Genomic DNA, 16,191 nt, shown 5'->3' with positions numbered 1-16,191 from the left:
GCCGCCGGCCACCCCGCCCCCGTCACCCGTACGGGTCAGACCTTGGCCTTGCCCAGGATGCGGTTCACTGTTGTCCCGCAAACCGGACACTTGCCCTTGGCCATGTTCATTCCGGTCTTCGAGACCTCCACGTGCCCCTCGAAGTCCCGCTTCTCCTTGCACTTCACGCAGTAACCGTTGTAGGTCGTCTGGGCCTGGTCGGCCACGGTGCCCTCCTCGTCTCGTCCGCCGGTCAATGCCGTCCCGGCGGGGTGCCCGGCGGCGGGCCACACGGGGCGCCGGCGCTGGGTCTCACTCCGCGGCCACCTTCGTGACCGCTGGTCCGCGGACCCTACCCAGGTCTGGGCAGTTCCATGTCAGCTGTGCATCGACACTGTGAGCAAGTCGACGTCGAGAGTGTGCATGGCGAAATAGGTCGGATAAGTCAGTTTGGCGGGGACACGCCGACCAAACCCTCACAGCCACCCGTGCGAGTGCCCCCCGCGCTGCTTCCGGGACGGTGATCACCTACGGTGGAGGGGCCTCGTGTGACACGACCATCGGCGTTCACGAAGGGTGACGAGATGGCGTGGCGGTGCCGTCGTCAAGAAATTTTCCGGACGCCTGGCGACCAATTACCATTTTCTGGGCGCGTGTCGCGCGGTTGACCCTTGCGGACCCCTGGTCAGTACGCATTAGCTTTCCTTCGTGACACGTAGCCCAGGCTGCGCGGGCCAGTGATGGCGGGGACGCGCAAGCCGGTCGTCGAGGTGCGGCGCAGCCAGCGCCGACGACGCACGGTGTCTGCGTACCGTGACGGTGAGCGGGTCGTCGTCCTCATCCCGGACCAGTTCTCCCGAGCCGAGGAGAGCGAGTGGGTCGACCGTATGCTCGCCCGGCTCGCCGCCCGCGAGGGGCGTCTGGCCCGCTCCGACGCCGAGCTGCTGGCCCGGGCCACCCGGCTCATCGACCTCTACCTGGCCGAGTACCCCACGAAGGCCGTGCCGGCCAGCGTCCGATGGGTCACCAACCAGAACGGCCGATGGGGCTCCTGCACACCAGCCGACCGCAGCATCCGGATCTCGCACCGCGTCCAGGAAATGCCCGACTGGGTGATCGACTACGTGCTGCTGCACGAGCTGGCGCACCTCATCGTGCCCAGCCACAACGCCCGGTTCTGGGCGTTGGTCGGCCGCTACCCGAAGGCGGAACGCGCCCGCGGCTACCTCGAAGGCGTGGCCGCCGCCTCCTGCGCACCGCTCGCGACCTGATCAGCCTGAATCCACCCGACCGGCCCGGACCCACTCGCTCGGCCTGGATCCACTCCATCGGCCTAGGTCGACTCGCTTTCCTGCAAACCGCGCTGTCGATGCCCTCCGGACTCCGCGATTTTCAGGAAACCGAGTCGATCATGTCGTGAGCGCCGAGCGCCGAGCGCCGAGCGCCGAGCGCCGAGCGCCGAGCGCCGAGCGCCGAGCGCCGAGCGCCGAGCGCCGAGCGCCGAGAGTTGAAGGTCGGGCGCCGAGCGCCGGTGGGTCGGGCGCCGGTGGGTCGGGCGCCGAGCCGAGCGCCAGGTGCCGGGCGCCGAGGGTCGAGCGTCGAGGGTCGGTGGGCCGGGGCGCCGGGGGCCGGGGCTCGTGCGCCGTGCGTCGCGCGCCGTCTGAGACGTGATCGGCCTAGGTCAACTCGGGTTCTTAGAAACCGCGCTATCGATGCCTCCCGGAGACCACGATTTCAAGGAAGGCGAGTTGATCATGCCGGCGCGCCAAGCACGGGCCCGCTGCGCGCGGGTGCCCGTGCGCGCCGAGGGCCGTGCCGAGGGCCGTGCCCAGGGCCGTGTGCCCCAAGGCCGTAGGCCGTCCGAGGAGCGACCGGCTAGATCTACTCGCGTTTCTGAAAACCGCGCCATCGATGCCCTCCGGACACCGCGATTTTCAGGAAAGCGAGTCGATCATGCGTCTACGCCTAGCTGGACGGCCGCGGAGCGGTCTGCGGGTGGGTGGTCGGGCGGGGCGGTCTGCGGGCGGGGGTGGTCGGGCGGGGCGCGGGGTGGTCGGGCGGGCGGTGTGGTCGGGCGGGGCGGTCTGCGGGCGGAGCGGTCTGCGGACGGGGCGGTCGGGCAGGGCGGTCTGTGGGGTGGGGCGATAGGGTCGGAGGGTGGCACGACGGGTGGTAGTGGCGTTGCTCGGGTCGGTCCCCTGGTCGCCGCCGGGTGTCGACCGGGCGGAGTGGCGAGCGGCTCTCGCGGAAGACGTCATCGACCTACTCGCCACGCTCAACGAGGTGGAGATCGCGGTCGCGGTCACCCCAGCCGACCGAGCCCTCGCCGACGCGCTGGTCTGGCCCGGCACGGCGGTCTACGAGGTGGCCGAGCCGACGCCGAACGCCGTGTTCGCCGCGCTGGAGGGCTACGACCAGGCGGCGGTGCTGGTCGGGGACGTTCCTGACCTGCCCGCACTGACCGTCGGCAAGCTGCTGCGCCCACTCACCACCCGGCCCGTCGCGGTGGCTCCGGTCGACGGAGGCGGCCCAGGCCTGCTCGGGGTGGCTGTGCGGCTGCCCGTGCCGGGCTGGCTGCCCCCGCTGAACCTGGACACGGCTACGCCGACGGACGTGCGTTCCGGTGCCCCTCGACCGGCGGACGTGGCGGTCACCGCCGGCTGGCGGCGACTGCGCGGCCCGGCCGACCTGGCCACGCTGGATCCGGCCTTCGAGGGTTGGGAGGCGACCCGCGCCCTGCTCTCCGGCTCGGGCCGACCCGCCTGACCGCCGGCCCTGCCGGCGACCAGCGCCCTGCTCTCCGGCTCGGGCCGGCCCGCCTGGCCGCCGGCTCAGCTCACCGGTCAGCCCTGCTCGCCAGCCGACCCCCGGCCTGGCCAACCAGCCTCCCCTGACCAACAGGCGTGCCTGACCGAGTCTCGCCGCACCTGCTGCCCAGTCAAAGCCACCTGCACGCCGGATGCCCGCCGCCGATCAGTGCGGGCACCCGGGCTCACGGGTTCCGGGTCCACGGATCACAGGCCCACGGATCACAGGCCACGGATCGCGGGCCCACGCGTTGCCGGACTCACGGGTCGCGGGCCCACGGGTCGCGGGCCCACGCGTTCCGGACCTACAGATCACAGGCCCATGCGTCGCGGAGCCCATGCGTCGCTGAGCCCTCGCATCGCGACGCCCAGGCGTCAGCCGTCCAGGCCTCAGGACTTGGTGTCGCCCTCGCCGTCGGTCTCGTCGGGCTGGCCGGGAGCCTTCTCCTCCACCCCACCGGGAGCGGTGAAGTCGAAGCTGTCCAGCTCGCTGAGGTCCATGTCGTTCATCGCGAAGGCGACCGGGTCGGCGAAGTCGTCGTCCGACGGGAGCAGGTCCGGGTGGCCCCACACGGCGTCGCGGCCTTCGATGCCACGGTGCTGGGTGAGTGCGGCCCAGAGTGCCGCGGCCTCGCGAAGGCGACGTGGGCGCAGCTCCAGGCCGACGAGTGCGGCGAAGGTCTGCTCGGCGGGGCCGCCGGCGGCACGGCGACGGCGGAACGCCTCACCGAGCCGGACGACGTTGGGCAGCCGGTCGCTGGCGGCGCTGTCCACGACGTGGCAGACCCAGCCCTCGACCAGGGCGAGTGCGGTCTCCAGTCGGGCCAGTGAGGCCTTCTGCGCCGGAGTGTCCTCCGGGGTGAAGATGCCCTCCAGGGCGATCGCCTGCATCGACTCCGGGTCGGTCGGATCGACCCGGCCCATCGCCTCCTCGATCGCCTCCCGGTTGACCCGGATGCCCGAGGCGTACATCTCGACGGCGCTGAGCACGTGGCCGCGCAGCCACGGGACGTGCTGGAACAGCCGCTGGTGGGCAGCCTCACGCAGCGCCACGTAGAGGCGGACCTCGTCCTCGGGAAGTTCGAGGCCCTCGCCGTACGCCCGGATGTTGGCCGGGATCAGCGCGGCCGTGCCGGCCGGGCCGAGCGGCAGCCCGATGTCGCCGGCGGAGAGCACCTCCGCGGCGAGTGAGCCGAGGGCCTGGCCCAGCTGACCGCCGAAGAGCGCGCCGCCGAGGGAGGCCACCATCGACTGCATCGGGCCGAGTTGGGCGCGGGCCTCCGGTGGCACCAGGTCGCCCATGGCACCGACCATCCGGCTGGCCACCGGGTCGCAGAGCTTGCGCCACACGTCCAGCGTCTTGAAGATCCACTCATTGCGGTTCCAGGCGACGGGGGACTGGATGCCGGACGGCCACGCCGAGGCGGGCTCCAGCCACAGGTCGGCCAGGCGCAGCGCCTCCTCGACCGCGTTGCGCTCATACGGTGACACCGCCGGGTCGCCGGCGGCCGCGAGCTGGCTGGCTGCTACCTGCCGGGCCAGGTCCCAGTTGACCGGCCCGCTGCCCGGCGCGGAGAGCAGGTGCTGCAACTGCGACATGAACTGCTGCATCTGCGCGGGATCGTTGGGGTCTGGTGGTTGACCACCCGGGAGCGCGAAACCGAACGGAATATCAGGCACGACGTCTACGGTACGCGGGCCGCGCCCCAGGTCGCCGCCGCTGGCGTTGCGCTGAGGGCGAAGTCGCGTGGCGCATCCGACAGGAGGCCTCCGGCCGGTCGGTACGCTCTGCGGCATGAGACGTCGTGGCCTGACGGTCCTGCTCGGTGCCCTGTTCACCGCCCTGCTGAGCATCGGGGTGCTCCGGGTTCCGATTCCGTACGTGGTGCTCGGCCCGGGCCCGACGGTCAACACCCTCGGTACGGAGGGCGGCAAGGAGGTCATCCAGGTCACCGGTCGGGAGACCTCGACCTCGGCCGGTCAGCTGCGGTTGACCACGGTGGGGGTGCAGCCCACGGTGCGGTTGCGGGGGGCGATAGCGGGCTGGTTCTCCGATGACGAGGCGGTGGTGCCACGCGAGCTGGTCTACCCACCGGGGGAGTCGACGGAGCAGGTCGAGCAGCGCAACGCCGAGGATTTCAAGGCGTCGCAGACCAGCGCGGAGACCGCCGCGCTGCGGGAGCTGGGTTTTCCGGTGCAGGTGGTGATCAAGACGGTGTCCGGGGACGGGCCGGCCGCGGGGGCGCTGAAGGTCGGCGACGTGATCACCTCGGTCGACGGTCAGCCGGTGCCGATCGCCGCGAAGGTCACCGAGCTGGTCCGGGCGAAGCCGGCCGGTACGGCGTTGACCATCGGCTACACCCGTGACGGCGTGCCGGCCACGGTGGCGGTGACCAGCCGGGAGGCGGACGGCCGACCGCGGATCGGTGTCGAGATCGACCAGCAGCAGCCGCACCCGTTCACCCTCGGCATCGACCTGGAGGACATCGGTGGGCCGAGCGCCGGTCTCATGTTCGCCCTGGGCATCGTGGACAAGCTGACCCCGGCGGATCTGACCGGTGGGCAGATCATCGCTGGCACCGGCACCATCGACGACGAGGGCGCCGTCGGCCCGATCGGCGGGATCGCCCAGAAGTTGGTCGGCGCGAAGCGCGCCGGGGCCAAGGTGTTCCTGGTGCCGGCGGACAACTGCGCCGAGGCGGTCCGCAATCCGCAGCCGGGTCTGCCGCTGCTGCGGGTGGGTACGTTGGACGAGGCGATGACCGCTCTGGAGACGTTGCGCGCGGGTGGTCAGCCGACTCGTTGCTGACCGGTGTGACCGTGCCCCGACACGCTCAGGAACACCCCGTACTCTGGGTGCCTGGTCGGAGCCGATCACATCGAGCGTGCGGAGCCAACAGTGGTAATGCGTAGCAGCAGCCCCCTCCCGAGGATGAGCCGGCGCGGGCGCGTCACCATCGCTGTCCTGGTTGGGGTGTTCGTGCTCTTCACCCTGCTCGGGTGGGGTGTCCAGGCATGGACCGACTGGCTCTGGTTCGACGAGGTGCGTTACACCGAGGTCTTCACCGGCGTCCTGCTCACCCGGCTGGTGCTCTTCCTCGCCGTCGGTCTCGGCATGGCGGTGATCGTCGGGGGCAACCTGTGGTTGGCCTACCGGTTGCGTCCGCGGCTGCGTCCGCACTCGGTGGAACAGGCGACCCTGGAGCGCTACCGGATGGCGCTGAGCCCGCGGCTTGGCACCTGGATCGCGCTGACCGCCGCGGTGGTCGGGCTGTTCGCCGGCCTCTCCGCGCAGAACCGGTGGAACCAGTGGCTGCTCTTCCGCAACGGCGGTGACTTCGGGATCAAGGACCCGGAGTTCGGGGTGGACATCGGCTTCTACGTCTTCCAGTTGCCGTTCTGGCGTTACCTGCTCGGTGTCGCCTTCACCGCGGTGGTGCTGGCCGTGATCGGCGCGCTGGCGGTGCACTACCTCTTCGGCGGGGTCCGCCTGCAGGGCGTCGGGGACCGGATGAGCAACGCGGCCCGCGCGCACCTGAGCAGCCTGGTCGCGGTCTTCGTGCTGTTGAAGGCCATCGCGTACGTGCTGGACCGGCGGGCGATGTTGCTGGAGTACAACGAGGGCGCCAAGTTGTACGGCGCCGGCTACGCCGACGTCAACGCGCTGCTGCCGGCGAAGGAGATCCTGGCCTACATCTCGATCGTGGTGGCCATCGCGATCATCGTGTTCTCGAACGCCTGGATGCGCAACCTGGTCTGGCCGGGGATCTCGCTGGCACTGCTCGGCGTGTCCGCGGTGGCCATCGGCGGCATCTACCCCTGGGCCGTGCAGACCTTCGAGGTCAAGCCGAGCGCCAAGGACAAGGAAGCGCCGTACATCCAGCGCAGCATCGACGCGACACGAGCGGCGTTCGGGCTGGGGGCCACCGAGACGACACCGTACGCGGCGAACAACCTCACCCCACCGGCGAACCTCGCCACCGACACCTCGGTGGTGTCGAACGTGCGGCTGCTCGACCCGCAGCTGGTCAGCGAGACGTACACCCAGCTCCAGCAGGTGCGTGGCTTCTACGACTTCGGCCCCAAGCTGGACATCGACCGGTACGGGGTGAACGGGAAGGTCTCCGACTACGTGGTCGGCGTCCGGGAGATCAACTACGGCGAGCTGACCGACCAGCAGAACACCTGGATCAACCGGCACACCGTCTACACCCACGGGTACGGGCTGGTGGCCGCCCCGGCGAACCAGGTGGTCTGCGGCGGGCAGCCGTTCTTCGTCTCCGGCTTCCTCGGCGAGAAGACCCAGGAGGCGTGCTCCTCGCAGACCGAGCAGATCCCGGCCAAGCAGCCGCGGATCTACTACGGCGAGCGGATGGCGGCCGACGACTACGCGATCGTCGGGCAGTCCGACCCGAACAAGAAGGCCGAGTTCGACCGGCCGGTCGGTGAGGGTGGCGGCGAGTCCTACACCTACACCGGTGAGGGCGGCGTGGAGATCGGCTCCTTCACCCGGCGGCTGCTGTACGCCATCAAGGAGCAGGAGTCGAACTTCCTGCTGTCCGAGGCGGTCAACAAGGACTCCAAGCTGCTCTACGTGCGTAACCCGCGCGACCGGGTGGAGAAGGTCGCGCCGTTCCTCACGCTGGACGGCGACCCGTACCCGGCGGTGGTCGACGGCCGGGTGCAGTGGATCGTCGACGGCTACACCACGGCGGCCACCTACCCGTACGCGGAGAAGGTCAACCTCCAGACCGAGACCACCGACGAGTTGACCAACCGGGGCACCTTCCAGCTGGCCCGGGAAGACGTCAACTACATGCGCAACTCGGTGAAGGCCACTGTCGACGCGTACGACGGCACCGTGAAGCTCTACGAGTACGACGACACCGACCCGGTGCTCAAGGCGTGGAACAAGGCGTTCGGTGGTGACCTGGTGCTGCCGAAGGCGGAGATCCCGGTCGAGCTGACCGAGCACCTGCGCTACCCGGCGGACATGTTCAAGGTGCAGCGCAACCTGCTCACCAAGTTCCACGTGACCAACCCGGGTGACTTCTACTCGGCGCAGGACTTCTGGCAGGTGCCCAACGTGCCGGACGCTCCGGACAGCGGCCAGAAGCAGCCCCCGTACTACCTGTTCACCCAGTTCCCGGGGCAGGAGAGCCCCCGGTTCCAGCTCACCTCGGCGGTCACCCCGAACGGCCGGCAGAACCTCGCCGCGCTGATCTCCGGGTCGTACGTCGAGGGGAAGCCCCGCCTGGAGGTGCTGGAGTTGCCGGACCAGACCCGGATCTCGGGTCCGGTGCAGGTGCACCAGCAGATGACCAACAACGCGAACATCCGTCAGCAGCTCAACCTGCTCTCCAGCAACCAGGCCCAGGTGCAGTACGGCAACCTGCTGTCGTTGCCCTTCGCCGACGGCATGCTCTACGTCGAGCCGGTCTACGTGAAGAGCAACCAGCAGGACGCGTACCCGCTGTTGCAGAAGGTGCTGCTCTCCTACGGTGACGGTGGCTCCTTCGTGGCGCTGGCCGACAACATCAACGACGGCATCAAGCAGTTGGTCGAGCAGGGCAAGAAGGCCGGGCAGGGCACGTCACCGCCTCCGACCACGGGGGGCAACCCCACGAGCCCGACGCCGACGCCGACGCCCAGCGGGACCGCGACGCCGACGCCGACGCCGAGCGCCAGCATCCCGCCGCCGACCGGTGACCTGGCGGTCGCCGCGGACCGGGTGCAGACCGCGATCACCGAGGTCCGGGCCGCGCAGACGTCCGGCGACTTCGAGCGGTACGGGCGTGCGCTGAAGGCCTTGGACGAGGCGCTCACCGCGTTCCAGCAGGCACAGCAGGCCGCCGGCACTGCCAGTGGTGGCCCGTCACCGAGCCCTGGCGGCTGATCCACCACAGCGGGGAGCACGTCTCGGAGCCCCCGTCGTCGGACCGCACCGGTCCGGACGGCGGGGGCTTCGCCGCGTCCCGGGCGGGAGCCTGTCTGTCACCTGACCGACAGGTGGGGTCGGACCGCAACCTGCGGCACCGGTCCGCCGTCCTCATTTGCAACGGGGTGGAACGGGGTGGGGATGAGGGGGAGCAGTCGTGAGGGACGCGCAGAGCTTTGATGACTTCTACCGCAGCACCGCACGGCGGATGGTGCGGTACGGCTATGCGGTCACCGGCGACCACAACGAGGCGCAGGACCTGGTGCAGGAGGCGTACGCCCGGGCCTGGCGGCAGTGGGGGAGGTTGTCGGCGCATCCGGCGCCGGAGGCGTGGCTGCGCCTGGTGGTGTCCCGGTTGGCGACCGACCGCTGGCGGCGGTTGCGCGGCCTGCGTGGCGCGTTGCGGTTGGCGGGGGCGCCACCACCGGTGGCTCCGCCCAACGAGGACAGCGTGCTGCTGGTCCAGGCCCTCCGTCAGGTGCCGGCGACCCACCGGCGCGTGTTGGCGCTGCACTACCTGTACGACATGCCCGTCGAGGAGATCGCCCGTGAGGTCGACGCGCCGGTTGGCACAGTGAAGTCGTGGCTTTCCCGCGGCCGGGCCCGACTCGCCGCGTTGCTGCCCGATCTGGCCGTCGTGGAACTGGAGGCCACCGATGTCGCGTGAACTGTCTGAGATGTACCAGTCCCTCGCCGCCGACGCTGACGCTCGCGATCTGGGCGTCCCCGACCTGCTGCGGCAGCAGGCGGACCGCCGGGCCCGGCTGCGTGCCGCCGGGAGCACCGTTGCCGTGGCGCTGGTGGTGGTGGGCGTGGTGATCGGCACCCAGGTGGTCGGCCCGCCGCCCGTGACCGTACCGTCGCCGGCCGGCACGCCCACGCCGCCGCCCGTGTCGCCGTCGCCGTCGGTGACCGGTGGTTCGCCGTCACCGCCGGTGTCGCCGACGACGCCCGGCCGCTCCCCGGGTACGACGGCGACGTCTCCGGGTGTCACCGGTTCGCCGCAGCCCAGGACGCCGACCAGCATCCCGGATCGGGCGTTCTTCAGGCTCGCGGCGGCCAACCAGATCGGCATCGCGCCGGAATTCCGGGACCTGGACGTCCTGCCCGGCCTGTGTGGGGCCACCTTCCCGAGCGAGGCGGCGATCGTGCAGCGTCGGGCTCGGAACGTGGTCTACAAGCTGCCGCAGAACCCGGGTGAGGGGTACGTCCCGGACGGCACCTACACGCACTCCATCACCATCTACCGGGCCGGGCGCGCCGACGACCTGCTGGACGAGCTGCGGCAGGCGGTGCGCGACTGCCCGCAGCAGGAACGGTCGGGCGGCAGCGCGCCCGTGCTGGGCAGACAGCGGCTGCTGGCCGACAGCGGGTACGGCGACGAGTCGGTGTTGTTCGAGATGCGCAGTCCAGGTCAGGACATCAACGGTGACCCGACCGGTGTGCAGGACGTGCGGCTGATCCGGGCGATCCGGGTCGGCGACGTGGTGACCATCCTCTGGGAGCAGGGCTGGGAGAACACCTCCAGCCAACGGGCGCAGGTCGACGCGGACAGTGCGCGGGCGGCCGCCGCCGTGAAGGTCTGGCTCGGCTGACCGTGGTGGCCGGGTCGCGATCCGACCGTGGTGGCCGGGTCGCGATCCGGCGGTGGTGCTGGGTCGCGATCCGGCGGATTCGGATGTCGTTTTGCGGGGCCCGGGGGTGGTGCGCTACGGTTAGCGAGCCGACGCGGGGTGGAGCAGCTCGGTAGCTCGCTGGGCTCATAACCCAGAGGTCGCAGGTTCAAATCCTGTCCCCGCTACGACAGAAAGCCCGTCTCCGGAATGCCGGAGGCGGGCTTTCGACATTCTGCGGTGTCGGCCGCAGCGGTTGCCGACCCCCGCTGATCATCGCGGGAACGCATGGGTTAGTCTTAACCAGTCGACGCGGGGTGGAGCAGCTCGGTAGCTCGCTGGGCTCATAACCCAGAGGTCGCAGGTTCAAATCCTGTCCCCGCTACAAATGAAAGTGACACAAGCCCGGCCCCCACAGTGTGGGGGCCGGGCTTGTTCGTGCCTCGCTAAGAATCACCGTCTTTGCCCGGGGCGTTGCCGCAACAGCTCGCGCCCCGGGGGCACGTCGGAAAGATCTCGGTACCGTGATTCGGCGTGGACCGACGTGCCGAGGTTGCGCCCTTCGGCGAGGATGGGCACATGTCTTCCTTCGGTAAGTGGTGGGGCCGACTCAGCGCGGTCCTCGGTGGGGCCGTCCTGGCGGTGTTCGTGCCCGTCGCGGCCTGGGCGTCCACGGGCACCGGCGAGCTGGTGGTGGAAGCCGCCCGGCGACGGGGCCGCAGCGGCTTCGGGATCCTTCCCCTGCTCTGCTGCCTGGTGGTGGTCGCGATCGTCGTGTTCCTCGTGCTGCGTCTGATGCGCAACCGTCGCGGCGGCCCGCCGCGCTGACCCGGCAACCGGTCAGGTCGGTCCACGGCGGCGGGCCGGGGGCCGACCGCCGGTCGTCACGCCGCCAGGGCGGCGTTGCTTGGTCAGGCCGCCAGGGCGGCGTTGCTTGTCAGGCCGCCAGGGCGGCGTTGCTTGGTCAGGCCGCCAGGGCGGCATTGGCCTGGGCGATGAAACGCGAGGTGGCCGCCCGCGTGCCGGCCCGCTTGACGCGGATGCTCTCCGCGGTGGCGACCAGCAGGGTCCGCACCTTGGCGTGCCCCTTCGGTGGTGGCGCCGGGGCCGGCCCGAGCTGGTCGGCGATGGCCGCGCCGAACGCGGCGGCCCGCCGCTGGGCCGGATCGGTGATGCTGCCCTCGGCATAGCGGCGGACGGCGAGACTGGCGTTCAGGCCGCGTTCGTGCCCGAGGACAGTGCCGGCCTCGCCGTTCGTGGTCAGGAAATTGATCACGTCGGTGACGGTGTCCGGGTGGCGGGTGCCCCGGAACGCGGCCCAGAACATCGACGCGCGTGCCCACTGCGCACCGGTCGGCCCCGGCAAGCCGACCATGCCCAGCTCGGCCTCGGTGAGCCGCTGCAACTCGGGCAGTTGGTGGGACCACGCGAACGACGCGGCGGTCAACCCGGTCACCACCAGTTGCCGGGACGGCTCGCCGCTGTCGGCCTGCTCGACCAGCGCCGCACCCGGGGTGGCCCGCACGCTGCGGGCCCGCTGCCACAGCTCGAACCAGGCGATCAGCTGTTCCACGCCGAAGCCGAGCTGCTTGCCGCGGTAGAGCTCGCCGCCCTGCGACCGCAGCCAGAGCCAGAGCGCCCGGTAGTCACCGGACCCGTCCATGGTGCCGGCCACCTGGCCGTCGCTGGCCTCGGTGACCTGCTCGGCCCACGAGAGGTACTCGGCCCAGCTCATCCCGGCCCGCGGCTCGGGCACCTGTAGCTCCCGCAGCAACTCCCGGTTGAAGACCACACCGGCGTGGGTCTGCCCGCAGGCCACCCCCATCGTCCGCCCCTCCACCGTGCCGTAGCGGATCAGCCCCTCCGGCAGACCCCGCAGATCCAGCCGGTGGTCGGCGACCCGGTCGGTGAGGTCGAGAATGATCTGGCGTTGGGCGTACTCGGTCAGCATGGCGTCGTCGATCTGGATCAGGTCCGGTACGTTGCCGCCGGCCGCCTGGGTGGCCAGGCGGTCGTAGTAGCCGTCGGCGCCCTGCCAGGTGACCCGGAAGGTGACCCGCGGGTTGCGTTCCGAGTAGAGCCGCAGCACCTTCTCGGTGATCTCGGCCCGCCTGGTGCCGCCCCACCAGAAGACCGACAGCTCGACCGGCCCGTCCTGGGTCGACGTGGCGGCGTCGTCGCTGCACCCGGCCAGCCCACCGGCGCCGAGCAGAGGTGCGCCGAGCAGCGCGGTCAGCAGTCGGCGCCGGCCCGGGTCGGCGCCGAGGCGGTCGAACGGGGGTCGAACAACGGGCACGGGGGTCTCCTGGACCTGCGAGGGCGGCGGTCGGACCATTCACGCAGGCAGCGCACGAAGGTGTCAACGTCCGTCCGGTCACCCCCCGGCGTGGGTGGTCGAATCAGGGCTCCCGATGTCGCATGGTGTACTAGGGCGCGTGGAACTTCTGCACTCGGGCAAGGTTCGGGACGTCTACTCCGACGGCGATGATCTGATCCTGGTCGCCTCGGACCGCATCTCGATCTACGACGTGGCGCTGCCGACGCCGATCCCGGACAAGGGTCGCCTGCTCACCGCGCTCTCGCTCTGGTGGTTCGAGCAGCTCGCCGACCTGGTGCCGAACCACGTCATCTCGGCAACCGACGTGCCCGCCGAGTTCGCCGGGCGGGCGATCCGCTGCCAGCGGCTGGACATGGTGCCGGTCGAGTGCGTGGCCCGGGGTTACCTCACCGGCGGCGGCCTGCGGGAGTACGAGCAGACCGGCGCGGTGTCCGGCGTGACCCTGCCGCGAGGGCTCGGCGAGGCGTCGATCCTGCCCGAGCCGATCTTCACGCCGTCGAGCAAGGCACCGGTGGGCGAGCACGACGAGCCGATCACGTACGACGACGTGGTGGACAAGGTGGGCGAGGCCACTGCCGAGCGACTGCGGCAGATCACCATCGACGTCTACCGGCGCGGCGCCGAGCTGGCCGCCGACCGGGGCATCCTGGTCGCCGACACCAAGATCGAGCTGGGCTGGGCACCGGACGGCACCCTGGTCCTCGGCGACGAGCTGCTCACCTCCGACTCGTCGCGGTTCTGGCCCGCCGAGTCGTACCAGCCGGGCCGGGTGCAGTTCTCCTACGACAAGCAGTACGTGCGGGACTGGGCCACCGGCAGCGGCTGGGACAAGCAGGCCCCCGCCCCGGACGTGCCCGACGAGGTCGTCGAGGCGACCCGCGCCCGCTACGTCGAGGTGTACGAGAAGCTCACCGGCAACCGCTGGAGCTGACCGCCGCGTCGGCGCTCACTCCACCCAGTCGAGCGTGCGCTGCACTGCCTTGCGCCAGTTGTGCAGCTCCCGGTCGCGCAGCTCCGGGGCCATGGTCGACTCCCACTGCGCGTCGGAGCGCCACTGCGCCCGCAGGGTGGCCAGATCCGGCCAGAAGCCGACCGCCAGGCCGGCCGCGTACGCGGCGCCCAGACAGGTGGTCTCGGTGATCCGGGACCGGACCACCGGCACGTCGAGCACGTCGGCGAGGAACTGCATGAGCAGCCCGTTCGCGGTCATCCCGCCGTCCACCCGGAGTCGCCGCAGCGCCACGTCGGAGTCGGCGTCCATCGCGTCGACCACCTCGCGGGTCTGCCAGGCCGACGCTTCCAGGGCAGCCCGCGCCAGGTGCCCCTTGGTGATGTAGCCGGTCAGACCGGCGATCACGCCACGGGCGTCGGTGCGCCAGTGCGGGGCGAACAGCCCGGAGAACGCCGGCACCACGTAGCAGCCGCCGTTGTCGTCGACGGTGCGGGCCAACTCCTCCACCTCCGCCGCCGTGGAGATCAACCCGAGGTTGTCGCGCAGCCACTGCACCAGCGAGCCGGTGACCGCGATGGCGCCCTCCAGGGCGTACGCCGGTGGTTGCCCCTCGATCCGGTAGGCCACCGTGGTGAGCAGGCCGTGCGTCGACGGCACCGGGGTGGCACCGGTGTTGAGCAGCAGGAAGCTCCCGGTGCCGTAGGTGCACTTCGCCTCGCCCGGCTGGAAGCAGGTCTGCCCGAACAGGGCGGCCTGCTGGTCACCGAGCGCGCTGGCCACCGGCACCCCGGCCAGCACGCCGGTGGCGGTGCCGTACACCTCGGCGGAGCAGCGGATCTGCGGCAGCATCGCCGCCGGGACGCCCATCGCGTCCAGCAGGTCCGGGGCCCAGTCGAGGGTGGTGAGGTCCATCAGCATGGTCCGGCTGGCGTTGGTCACGTCGGTGACGTGCTCGCCGGTCAGCTTCCAGATCAGCCAGCTGTCCATGGTGCCGAAGAGCACCTCGCCGCGCTCCGCGCGCTCGCGCAGGCCGTCGACCTCGTCCAGCAGCCAGCGCAGCTTCGGGCCGGCGAAGTAGGTGGCCAGCGGCAGGCCGGTGCGGGACCGGAACCGCTCCTCGCCGTACGCCGAGGCCAGTTCGCGCAGCAGCGGCCCGGTGCGGGTGTCCTGCCAGACGATGGCGTTGGCCACCGGGCGACCGGTGGCCCGGTCCCAGACGACGGTGGTCTCCCGCTGGTTGGTGATGCCGACGGCGGCCAGGCCGGCGGTGTCGGTGCCGGCGGCCCGCAGCGCCTCGGACACCACCTGCTGGACGTTGTCCCAGATCTCCTCGGCGTCGTGTTCCACCCAGCCCGGTCGGGGGAAGATCTGCCGGTGCTCGCGCTGGGCCACGGCGACGATGTCCCCGGCGGAGTCGAAGACGATGCACCGCGACGAGGTGGTGCCCTGGTCGATGGCGGCGACGTACTGGGGGGTCACCGCAGCACCGTACCCGGACCGGCGTTCGGTGCGACAGGCGTCACGGCCGGTTGCGGCCCGCCGCCGTCCCCGGCCGTCCGCGTCGCCTACGATGTGCGAACGTGCGCGACATCGCCGTTTTCAGTGGAACTGCCCATCCCGACCTGGCTGCCGAGATCTGTGCCCACCTCGGGGTGCCGCTGCACCCGGTGCGGGTCTCCCGATTCGCGAACGACTGTCTGGAAGTGCAGTTGCAGGCCAACTGCCGGGAGCGGGACGTGTTCCTGATCCAGCCGTTGGTGCCGCCGGTGCAGGAGAACCTGGTCGAGCTGCTGCTGATGATCGACGCGGCGCGGGGCGCCTCGGCCGGCCGGATCACCGTGGTGCTGCCGCACTACGCGTACGCCCGATCCGACAAGAAGGACGCGCCGCGCATCTCGATCGGCGCCCGGCTCGTCGCGGATCTGCTGGTGTCGGCCGGGGCGGACCGGGTGCTCGCGATGACCCTGCACTCGCCGCAGGTGCACGGCTTCTTCAGCGTCCCGGTGGATCACCTGCACGCGCTGCGGGAACTGGCCACCCACTTCCGGCGCTACGACCTGAGCAACACCGTGGTGGTCTCGCCCGACCTCGGCAACGCCAAGGAGGCGGCGGCCTTCGCCCGGTTGCTCGGCACGCCGGTCGCGGCCGGTGCGAAGCAGCGGTTCAGTGACGACCTGGTCAAGATCAGCGCAGTGATCGGCGAGGTGACCGACCGGGACGTCATCGTGCTGGACGACGAGATCGCCAAGGGCAGCACGGTTGTCGAGTTGATGGAGCACCTGCGGGGCCTGAAGGTCCGGTCGATCCGGCTGGCCTGCACGCACGGCCTCTTCTCCGGCGACGCCCTCCAGCGGCTCAGCGACCAGGACGGCGTCCTGGAGATCGTCTGCACCAACACGGTGCCCATCGCGGACGCCAAGCGGGTGCCGAAGTTGCAGGTTCTGTCGGTGGCGCCTGCCCTGTCCGAGGCGATGCGCCGGATCCACAACGGGGAGTCCGTCTCGGCGCTGTTCGCCTGAGCCGCCGATGGCAACCGCACGCCGCAGCCGTTTCCCTGTCCCGCG

Annotated in this window: 13 protein-coding genes and 2 tRNA genes; 11 read left to right on the top strand and 4 right to left on the bottom strand. The window is 70.9% G+C overall.

Annotation, left to right across the window (positions count from 1 at the left end; all coding sequences use genetic code 11):
- Positions 1-35: 35 nt before the first annotated feature.
- On the bottom strand, positions 36-206 hold the full coding sequence (locus tag LADH09A_RS03995; RefSeq protein WP_167457767.1) for a DUF5679 domain-containing protein: 171 nt from the start codon (positions 204-206) through the stop codon (positions 36-38).
- 513 nt (positions 207-719) lie between these two features.
- On the opposite strand from LADH09A_RS03995, the gene LADH09A_RS03990 reads away from it, so the two are divergent.
- Both LADH09A_RS03990 and LADH09A_RS03985 read left to right on the top strand, forming a co-directional pair.
- The gene (locus LADH09A_RS03990) at positions 720-1,250 is read left to right on the top strand and encodes a M48 metallopeptidase family protein (RefSeq protein ID WP_238643360.1); all 531 of its coding nucleotides are present in this window, start codon (positions 720-722) and stop codon (positions 1,248-1,250) included.
- A gap of 886 nt (positions 1,251-2,136) precedes the next feature.
- The gene (locus tag LADH09A_RS03985; protein ID WP_238643359.1) at positions 2,137-2,745 is read left to right on the top strand and encodes a glycosyltransferase family protein; all 609 of its coding nucleotides are present in this window, start codon (positions 2,137-2,139) and stop codon (positions 2,743-2,745) included.
- Between the two features lie 431 nt (positions 2,746-3,176).
- Here LADH09A_RS03985 and LADH09A_RS03980 read toward each other — a convergent pair whose 3' ends face one another.
- Positions 3,177-4,397 (bottom strand): zinc-dependent metalloprotease, encoded by a 1,221-nt coding sequence (locus LADH09A_RS03980; RefSeq protein ID WP_238643383.1) that lies wholly within the window; start codon positions 4,395-4,397, stop codon positions 3,177-3,179.
- Positions 4,398-4,581: 184 nt separating this feature from the next.
- Between LADH09A_RS03980 and LADH09A_RS03975 the strand changes: the two genes are divergently transcribed.
- The 7 genes from LADH09A_RS03975 to LADH09A_RS03945 all read left to right on the top strand — a co-directional run bounded on the left by LADH09A_RS03975 (position 4,582) and on the right by LADH09A_RS03945 (position 11,165).
- Entirely contained in the window at positions 4,582-5,595 is a 1,014-nt protein-coding gene (locus LADH09A_RS03975; protein WP_238643358.1) for a YlbL family protein, read from the top strand.
- 96 nt (positions 5,596-5,691) lie between these two features.
- Positions 5,692-8,682 carry a UPF0182 family membrane protein gene (locus tag LADH09A_RS03970; protein ID WP_238643357.1) on the top strand — a complete coding sequence of 997 codons (2,991 nt, stop codon included), beginning with the start codon at positions 5,692-5,694 and terminating at the stop codon, positions 8,680-8,682.
- A 199-nt stretch (positions 8,683-8,881) separates the two neighbouring features.
- A complete protein-coding gene (locus LADH09A_RS03965; protein ID WP_238643356.1) occupies positions 8,882-9,391 on the top strand; it encodes a sigma-70 family RNA polymerase sigma factor in 510 nt (169 codons plus the stop codon).
- Positions 9,381-10,319, top strand: coding sequence for a hypothetical protein (locus LADH09A_RS03960; RefSeq protein WP_238643355.1), 939 nt, complete (start codon positions 9,381-9,383; stop codon positions 10,317-10,319). The genes LADH09A_RS03965 and LADH09A_RS03960 overlap by 11 nt, the downstream gene beginning before the upstream one ends.
- Positions 10,320-10,451: 132 nt before the next feature.
- Positions 10,452-10,525 (top strand) — tRNA-Met (locus tag LADH09A_RS03955).
- 123 nt (positions 10,526-10,648) lie between these two features.
- Positions 10,649-10,722, top strand: a tRNA-Met gene (locus LADH09A_RS03950).
- Between the two features lie 194 nt (positions 10,723-10,916).
- Positions 10,917-11,165: a hypothetical protein gene (locus LADH09A_RS03945; protein ID WP_088950039.1), complete on the top strand. Its 249-nt coding sequence runs from the start codon at positions 10,917-10,919 to the stop codon at positions 11,163-11,165.
- Positions 11,166-11,301: 136 nt separating this feature from the next.
- On the opposite strand, the gene LADH09A_RS03940 is transcribed toward LADH09A_RS03945, so the two are convergent.
- Positions 11,302-12,633 (bottom strand): ABC transporter substrate-binding protein, encoded by a 1,332-nt coding sequence (locus LADH09A_RS03940; protein ID WP_238643354.1) that lies wholly within the window; start codon positions 12,631-12,633, stop codon positions 11,302-11,304.
- A gap of 139 nt (positions 12,634-12,772) precedes the next feature.
- Here LADH09A_RS03940 and LADH09A_RS03935 point away from each other — a divergent pair, with 139 nt between their 5' ends.
- Positions 12,773-13,606, top strand: coding sequence for a phosphoribosylaminoimidazolesuccinocarboxamide synthase (locus LADH09A_RS03935; protein WP_238643353.1), 834 nt, complete (start codon positions 12,773-12,775; stop codon positions 13,604-13,606).
- Between the two features lie 15 nt (positions 13,607-13,621).
- Here LADH09A_RS03935 and glpK read toward each other — a convergent pair whose 3' ends face one another.
- Positions 13,622-15,106 (bottom strand): glycerol kinase GlpK, encoded by a 1,485-nt coding sequence (glpK, locus tag LADH09A_RS03930; protein ID WP_238643352.1) that lies wholly within the window; start codon positions 15,104-15,106, stop codon positions 13,622-13,624.
- A 101-nt stretch (positions 15,107-15,207) separates the two neighbouring features.
- Here glpK and LADH09A_RS03925 point away from each other — a divergent pair, with 101 nt between their 5' ends.
- Complete coding sequence (locus tag LADH09A_RS03925; RefSeq protein WP_238643351.1) at positions 15,208-16,146, top strand: ribose-phosphate diphosphokinase; 939 nt, start codon at positions 15,208-15,210, stop codon at positions 16,144-16,146.
- The last annotated feature ends 45 nt before the right edge of the window (positions 16,147-16,191 follow it).

It is taken from the genome of Micromonospora cabrerizensis, from assembly GCF_022230955.1.
Lineage (GTDB): Bacteria > Actinomycetota > Actinomycetes > Mycobacteriales > Micromonosporaceae > Micromonospora > Micromonospora cabrerizensis.
This window is presented reverse-complemented; position numbering and strand designations above follow the sequence as displayed.

What these genes read in the sequence shown, in the direction of transcription:
- LADH09A_RS03990 (WP_238643360.1), top strand. Translation starts at nt 720, where the DNA reads ATGGCGGGGACGCGCAAGCCGGTCGTCGAGGTGCGGCGCAGCCAGCGC.
- LADH09A_RS03980 (WP_238643383.1), bottom strand. Translation starts at nt 4,397, where the DNA reads ATGCAGCAGTTCATGTCGCAGTTGCAGCACCTGCTCTCCGCGCCGGGC.
- LADH09A_RS03975 (WP_238643358.1), top strand. Translation starts at nt 4,582, where the DNA reads ATGAGACGTCGTGGCCTGACGGTCCTGCTCGGTGCCCTGTTCACCGCC.
- LADH09A_RS03970 (WP_238643357.1), top strand. Translation starts at nt 5,692, where the DNA reads ATGCGTAGCAGCAGCCCCCTCCCGAGGATGAGCCGGCGCGGGCGCGTC.
- LADH09A_RS03960 (WP_238643355.1), top strand. Translation starts at nt 9,381, where the DNA reads ATGTCGCGTGAACTGTCTGAGATGTACCAGTCCCTCGCCGCCGACGCT.
- LADH09A_RS03945 (WP_088950039.1), top strand. Translation starts at nt 10,917, where the DNA reads ATGTCTTCCTTCGGTAAGTGGTGGGGCCGACTCAGCGCGGTCCTCGGT.